This is a genomic window from Bartonella jaculi (assembly GCF_039543045.1).
Taxonomy (GTDB): Bacteria; Pseudomonadota; Alphaproteobacteria; order Rhizobiales; family Rhizobiaceae; genus Bartonella; species Bartonella jaculi.
Genome location: NZ_BAABIZ010000006.1, coordinates 102131 through 108882 on the forward strand (window position 1 = coordinate 102131; position 6752 = coordinate 108882).

Genomic DNA, 6752 nt, shown 5'->3' on the forward strand with positions numbered 1-6752 from the left:
CTTTTCAAGACTTTTTACTTGTCGTTAAATCTAGTCATCATGGGTAGAATAATAAAATATTTTTTCAAAAAAATACCTATTATGTTCTCTTTTCCTTATCCTTTTTCTTTGAAGGTTTAAGTGGCTTCTTTTTTTCTTCATCAATAAGAGAAGTTAAACCACTAATCGGTTCCGATGATTTACGACTACTTTGCGGACCAACCGCTATCTCAGAACCTTTACCTGCTTCAAATGCATCAATAATTTCTTCAAGACGCTCAGCTGTAAGATCTTCATAAGTATCTTTAAAAATCATAACCATTGGAGCATTCACACAAGCACCAAGACACTCTACCTCTTCCCATGATAAGGTTCCATCCTGATTGGTAACAAAAGGTTCATGGTGAATTTTTTTCTGACAAACTTTAATCAATTCACCAGAACCACGTAGCATACAAGGAGTTGTACCACAAACTTGAATATGCGCCCTTGTTCCAACAGGCTGGAGCTGAAACTGAGTATAAAAAGTCGCAACCTCTAGAACACGAATATAAGCCATAGAAAGAATCTGAGCGATATGCTCAATCGCCGCACGTGTCACCCAACCATCTTGCTCTTGAGCACGCATTAACAATGGAATTACAGCAGACTGCTCACGCCCTACAGGATATTTTTCTATGGTATTTTTTACCCATATCTGATTTTCCTTGGTAAAAGAAAACTCTTTAGGCTGGTAGACATCATCTGCAAGACGGCGCACGGACATTAGCGATCAACCTCCCCAAAAACAATATCAATCGAACCTAAAATAGCTGTAGCATCTGCCAACATATGACCTCGGGTTAAAAAGTCCATGGCTTGAAGATGAGCAAAACCAGGAGCACGCAATTTAACACGATAAGGCTTATTGGTACCATCAGAAACAAGATAAACGCCAAACTCACCCTTGGGAGCTTCCACAGCAACATATACTTCTCCAGGGGGAGTATGAAAACCTTCCGTATAAAGTTTAAAATGGTGAATAAGCGCTTCCATCGAACTTTTCATTTCGCACCGCTTTGGTGGCACAATCTTGCGATCTAAACTTGTGACGGGTTCATTTCTTTCAGTGCTAAGCAAACGATCTACACATTGGCGCATAATTTTTGCTGATTGACGCATCTCTTCCATACGAATGAGATAGCGATCATAACAATCGCTGTTTTTGCCTACAGGAATATCAAATTCCATTTCATCGTAACATTCATAAGGTTGACTTTTACGCAGATCCCACGGCACACCAGCTCCACGAATCATTACCCCAGAAAAACCCCGCGCCCAAGCTTCATCAATACTTACCACGCCAATATCGACATTACGCTGCTTAAAAATCCGATTTGGCGTCACAAGCGCATCCAGTTTACCAAGAGCAACAAGAAAAGGATCAATAAAATTACCAATATCTTCAATTAAAGATTCTGGTAAATCTTGATGCACACCACCAGGGCGAAAATAATTTGCATGAAGACGTGCACCACACGCACGCTCATAAAAAATCATCAATCTTTCACGTTGCTCAAATCCCCAAAGCGGCGGTGTCAAAGCACCAACATCCATAGCTTGCGTTGTCACATTAAGTAAATGATTCAGAATACGCCCAATTTCTGAAAACAAAACACGTATTAACTGCCCTCGTTTGGGAACCTCAACACCCAATAATTTTTCAATGGCAAGTACAAAAGCGTGCTCCTGATTCATAGGAGCAACATAATCCAAACGATCTAGATAAGGACCCGCTTGAAGATAAGTTTTTGTTTCCATTAATTTTTCGGTACCGCGATGCAACAGTCCAATATGTGGATCTACACGCTCCACAACTTCACCGTCCAATTCCAGAACCATGCGCAAAACCCCATGCGCGGCAGGATGTTGCGGACCAAAATTGATATTAAAGTTTCGAACATTGACCTCAGCCACAACTAACCCCTTGCCTTTAAAAAACTTTATATCAAACTTTAACAAAAACTCTTAAAATTTTTAAATACTTAATTATTTAAGAATTTCATTACTAATACCATACCTTGTCAGCCTCAATATCATTTTTCACCATCTGCTTTCTCATCACATGGCAAAACATATTGAGCCCCCTCCCAAGGAGAAAGAAAATCAAAATTACGCATTTCTTGTCGCAAAACAACAGGTTCGTAAATCACCCTCTTTGCTTCATTATCGTAACGGCATTCGACAAAACCCGTTACGGGAAAATCTTTGCGTAGAGGATACCCCTCAAATCCATAATCAGTTAAGATCCGTCTTAAATCTGGATGACCTGAAAATAAAATCCCATACATATCGTATGTCTCACGCTCATACCATTCTGCCCCAGGATAAATCGAACAAGCAGAAGCAACAGGAGTATTTTCATCAGTACGCACTTTAACACGCAACCGTAAATTATGACGAGGAGATAATAATTGATAAGAGACATCAAAACGTTTATCACGAGAAGGATAATCAACGCCACTAATGTCGGTAATGTTAATGAACTGACAGCGAGAATCATCGCGAACAAACGTTAAAACATCCGTAATTGCATCAAGACGCGATATAATGGTCAATTCACCAAATGCAAAAACAGTTTCTTCAAGCTTATCTCCTAATTTATTTTTCAAATAGGTAGCAAGTTCTCTCAATGTTTCACTCATAAACAACAAAAGCTCCCTATCGCTCTATTGAGCCGGTACGACGAATTTTCTTTTGCAACAATAATATACCATATAGCAATGCTTCTGCCGTAGGGGGACAGCCCGGAACATAAATATCCACAGGCACAATACGGTCACATCCACGAACAACTGAATAAGAATAATGGTAATATCCACCACCGTTTGCACATGATCCCATAGAAATCACATAACGGGGTTCCGGCATCTGATCATAAACCTTCCTTAAAGCAGGTGCCATTTTATTTGTTAAAGTACCAGCTACTACCATCACATCGGACTGACGGGGTGAAGCACGTGGCGCGTATCCAAAACGCTCATTATCATAATGAGGCATTGAACATTGCATCATTTCGATAGCACAACAAGCCAAACCAAAACTCATCCACATTAAAGAACCGGTGCGCGCCCAAGTAATCAAAGCATCCGCTGAAGTAACTAAAAAACCCTTATCCGATAATTCAGCATCAATATCACGGAAAAATTTATCGTCAGAACCTATAAATTCACCCGTATTTGGATCTATAATCCCTTTTGGCTTTGGAGCAATAACCGTTGAGTTATTAGATATTAATCCCATTCAAGAGCCCCCTTTTTCCATTCATATATAAACCCGATAGTCAAAAGTGCTAAGAACACAATCATAGACCAAAAACCGAACATACCTATCGAGCCAAATGACACTGCCCAAGGGAAAAGAAAGGCAACTTCAAGATCAAAAATAATAAACAAAATCGAAACTAAATAAAAACGAATATCAAACTTCATGCGTGCGTCACTAAATGAATTAAACCCACATTCATAAGCCGATAATTTTTCAGGATCGGGGGAACGATAAGCCACGATGTAAGGCATAATCAAAAGAACCCCCGCAATAATTGCCGAAACAACAATAAAGATCAAGACCGGTAAATAAGAGCCCAGTAAATGAGTCATAATTCTCTTCCACCTTAATTGGGATTCCTGAATTAACGCAATCACCTAATATTGTCTAGATCAAACAGACAAATTGTAAGGATCGCTCTGTTAATTCCGCTCGTACTGCTTCAAGGGCATGTCGTGCAATATTTCTCATAGGCATAGGTACCGCAGAGCAAGGAAAGACGCAAGTCCTATTCTTACAAACCACCTAAAAAAGCTACATTCTAGGAATCATTTTAAACTCAGAATCTTAATATGCAATGCCTTATAAGTAAGGATGTTTACGGTAAAAAACGGAAACTCCGCGAAGAAATTATGAAATGGCGCGGGTGACGGGGCTCGAACCCGCGACCTCCGGCGTGACAGGCCAGCACTCTAACCAACTGAGCTACACCCACGCACTTCTTATGAACCAATTGATTAATTGGTACAAGCGGTCGTGTAAGGGGTTCATGCGTTTATGTCAAGAAGGCTTATGCATTTTTTTAAAAAAATTATCAAACAACATCTTTATTCTTGCGTTTGGAGAAATTTTTCCTTAAAGAGGTCCCACTCAGTTGCTGATCATTGCATTGGGCGATTAGCTCAGCTGGTAGAGCGCCTCGTTTACACCGAGGATGTCGGGAGTTCGAGTCTCTCATCGCCCACCATATGCTTTTATATCACAAATAATATATTGATTTTACTATTCTTTTTTACGGTTCGGGATACCCAAATAAAAGTTTGGGAATAGGATTTTTTAACATGCCTCTCAATTATTGCGAATCAAGACTTCTTTTCGAGGTGTTTTTATGAGAACTTTAGAATAAAAAATCTTACGATATTTCTTTTTTCCTAAATGAAGTGGAAAACTAGAATTATCTGCTTTTACAGAGAAATAAAAATCATCAAAACTACCAGAACTATAGCATTTCGTGATGTAACAATCATCAAAATCATCCTTAAGTAGGCAAGCAGACAAATAGTAATTGATCGAAGAAATACGCTGTGCAACCGTATCATCATCTGAAAAATCAATAACATCCTTCTGAAAACTAATATCAAGACTTTTGGCTTTATTTTTTCTACAATAATGATAACTGCCTATCAGGATATCATTTAAAATTTTTTGCCATTGAAGATTCGTTTCTGATGTTAAGGGGCTATCCTGTTCTAAGCTTGTATCACTATTATGATGAGTTTTTAAAAATCTAATTTTATCAGGGATATCAAACATAGATCTTCCTTAACTCTTTGTTATCCACTTTTTGAGATGTGAGAAGATATTGTCTAGCGCGTCCATAATACGGACAAAATCGATAATGAACATAAAGATAAAGAAGGCGCTCCACTTCATGAAACGTGACATCATCTTCAAACCTTGATAGGTGTTAATCATCTCATGAAGCAGCTGCTGTTCTTTTTCGCTGAGATCTTTATCCTTGTTACTTTCTTGTTTGGTCATGTTGCCAACCACATAAGCGTGCTCCCTGTTTGTTATGTTTCAAAATATCTCTTGCCAGGTTGGAACTGATGACCGCAACATCTTGCTTATCCAAATAGAGGGGCAACCAGCCATCACAAGAAACAGACCTATTTGCCGCGCACCCAACGAGAAAGTTCAGTGCGCACATCAACATCACTTTTCCGATTAACTTCATTTTCTACCTCAAGACGTGTTTTTGCTGTCTTTAAAGCATTCTCTGTTTGCTTATGCCGTTCGCTTCTCTTGCCAAGATGAAACGCATTCACTAACGACATTAAAAAAACGGCTAAAGCCGCTGTAAACATGAGAGAATATTTCTTAAGCCCAAAAAATCATAAACGCTGCTCACGAAACCGTTTGGCTACAAACACTATGCCTACACATGCCGCTAAAACCATTATAGCCGCTAACGCCCATTGCACGGGACCGTTGCCTGCCAAAAATCCTCCAAGACCTGAACAAGAGCCTATAATCGGGGCTAGCGCTTCTATTTTAAGGACCCCCGTTGCCTCTTTCGTTTCAACTCTTTGATAATTTGAAGAAACATAAGACCCTTTCGCCCATAAGCCTGCTTCGGCTGCTCTACGGTTGGCTAACCCTTGAAGAGGTTTGCCCCCTACCTTATTCCACTTCTGTAATTCTGCTGGAACAGCTTCATAATCCCCCTTATTGAGCTTTTTCAAAAGCGTTGAGTTGCAAAAGGCTCTCGTTCCTACGTTATAACAAAAGGACACTAATGCCGCGAATTGTTCATCTGTTAACGAAACCTTCACCGCTTTCTCAAATTGCTTTAAATCCTCACAAAGAATTTCTTCGGCTTGCCGTTGTGTAATCCGCATCCCTTTTTTGACAAGCGGGTTGCCCGCAGCGCTTGTGTGACCGTAACCAATGGTCCAAATGCATGCCGTGTCTTTATAGGCTTCTAAACGCAAGCCTTCCCATTGCTTAATCAGTGCTAATCCTTCTTGCGATATTCTTCTCATTGGCTTCTCCATAAAAAAAGCCCCACAAAAGTGAGGCTGGACAAATATGATTTTCTTTTCGGTCTATAACGGCTTATTCCCTATTTTCTTGGATCAATCCCTCGACTTCTTCAACACTAAAACCAAGCCTAAATAGCGGGGCATATTCACTCTCTTGCAATTCATATTGATAACGCTTTTCTATAAACTCTCCCTCTAAATCAACCGGCATTTCTTGTGTCACAAAAACCTTATGCCTTTCATCTTCAATCCCCTCTTCTCTCTCTCCAAGCTCTTTTATCGGCACCCAATAAAAACGCGTCTCTAAAAGCTGCTCGAGCCGTCTCAACGTCTCAACCCTGTCATATGCAAGCATGTTCAGATAATCTTGCTTCGTATTTAAATGCTCTGGATACTCTATCATCTCTGCCGTCATCCATTATCCAAAACGCCGTGGACGACTACACCCACGGGCTCCTAGTTTTTCATCAGAAGAAGTACGAGAATACGAACCATTACGAAAAAAAGGACCGCTGCTCTTCGTACCGTCCTGCCAATTTCCTCCACCTACCAAAACATTTATCTCTGTCGCATTCGTCTCTGTCGTAAAACTTGACCACAAGGTTGAACTAGACTGTATTTGCATGGCAAAACTTCCTGACAAAAATTGTAAAAGATAACCACAACCATCTTCACAACCTATATGCGAGACCATCCGTCTAT

The 6752-nt window shown here is 40.0% G+C and carries 9 protein-coding genes, 2 tRNA genes and 2 pseudogenes; 1 reads left to right on the forward strand and 12 read right to left on the reverse strand.

The features are described 5' to 3' along the window. Positions 1 to 79: 79 nt before the first annotated feature. From nuoE to ABD915_RS04290, 6 genes are all read right to left on the reverse strand, one after another. A complete protein-coding gene (nuoE, locus tag ABD915_RS04265) occupies positions 80 to 745 on the reverse strand; it encodes an NADH-quinone oxidoreductase subunit NuoE (RefSeq protein ID WP_345115614.1) in 666 nt (221 codons plus the stop codon). Next, positions 745 to 1935, reverse strand: a complete 1191-nt coding sequence (locus ABD915_RS04270; RefSeq protein ID WP_345115616.1) for an NADH-quinone oxidoreductase subunit D — start codon at positions 1933 to 1935, stop codon at positions 745 to 747. Before ABD915_RS04270 ends, nuoE begins: the two co-directional genes overlap by 1 nt. A 119-nt stretch (positions 1936 to 2054) precedes the next feature. Then, positions 2055 to 2663, reverse strand: coding sequence for an NADH-quinone oxidoreductase subunit C (locus ABD915_RS04275; protein ID WP_345115619.1), 609 nt, complete (start codon positions 2661 to 2663; stop codon positions 2055 to 2057). Positions 2664 to 2679: 16 nt separating this feature from the next. Further along, complete coding sequence (locus tag ABD915_RS04280; RefSeq protein ID WP_345115622.1) at positions 2680 to 3261, reverse strand: NuoB/complex I 20 kDa subunit family protein; 582 nt, start codon at positions 3259 to 3261, stop codon at positions 2680 to 2682. Continuing rightward, positions 3252 to 3617, reverse strand: a complete 366-nt coding sequence (locus ABD915_RS04285) for an NADH-quinone oxidoreductase subunit A (RefSeq protein WP_345115624.1) — start codon at positions 3615 to 3617, stop codon at positions 3252 to 3254. The genes ABD915_RS04280 and ABD915_RS04285 overlap by 10 nt, the downstream gene beginning before the upstream one ends. A gap of 306 nt (positions 3618 to 3923) precedes the next feature. Further along, positions 3924 to 4000: transfer RNA gene (locus ABD915_RS04290), tRNA-Asp, on the reverse strand. A 176-nt stretch (positions 4001 to 4176) separates the two neighbouring features. Here ABD915_RS04290 and ABD915_RS04295 point away from each other — a divergent pair. After that, positions 4177 to 4252: transfer RNA gene (locus tag ABD915_RS04295), tRNA-Val, on the forward strand. A 101-nt stretch (positions 4253 to 4353) separates the two neighbouring features. Here the strand turns inward: ABD915_RS04295 and ABD915_RS04300 are convergent. The 6 genes and pseudogenes from ABD915_RS04300 to ABD915_RS04325 all read right to left on the reverse strand — a co-directional run. Then, the gene (locus ABD915_RS04300) at positions 4354 to 4818 is read right to left on the reverse strand and encodes a hypothetical protein (protein WP_345115626.1); all 465 of its coding nucleotides are present in this window, start codon (positions 4816 to 4818) and stop codon (positions 4354 to 4356) included. 9 nt (positions 4819 to 4827) lie between these two features. After that, positions 4828 to 5058 (reverse strand): hypothetical protein, encoded by a 231-nt coding sequence (locus ABD915_RS04305; protein ID WP_345115628.1) that lies wholly within the window; start codon positions 5056 to 5058, stop codon positions 4828 to 4830. Between the two features lie 116 nt (positions 5059 to 5174). Further along, a pseudogene (locus ABD915_RS04310) lies at positions 5175 to 5403 on the reverse strand (hypothetical protein). After that, positions 5400 to 6050, reverse strand: coding sequence for a lysozyme (locus ABD915_RS04315; protein ID WP_345115633.1), 651 nt, complete (start codon positions 6048 to 6050; stop codon positions 5400 to 5402). The pseudogene ABD915_RS04310 and the gene ABD915_RS04315 overlap by 4 nt, the downstream one beginning before the upstream one ends. 73 nt (positions 6051 to 6123) lie before the next feature. Beyond that, the gene (locus tag ABD915_RS04320) at positions 6124 to 6453 is read right to left on the reverse strand and encodes a hypothetical protein (RefSeq protein WP_345115648.1); all 330 of its coding nucleotides are present in this window, start codon (positions 6451 to 6453) and stop codon (positions 6124 to 6126) included. A 15-nt stretch (positions 6454 to 6468) separates the two neighbouring features. Further along, positions 6469 to 6752: pseudogene (locus ABD915_RS04325) on the reverse strand (hypothetical protein); the annotation flags it as partial.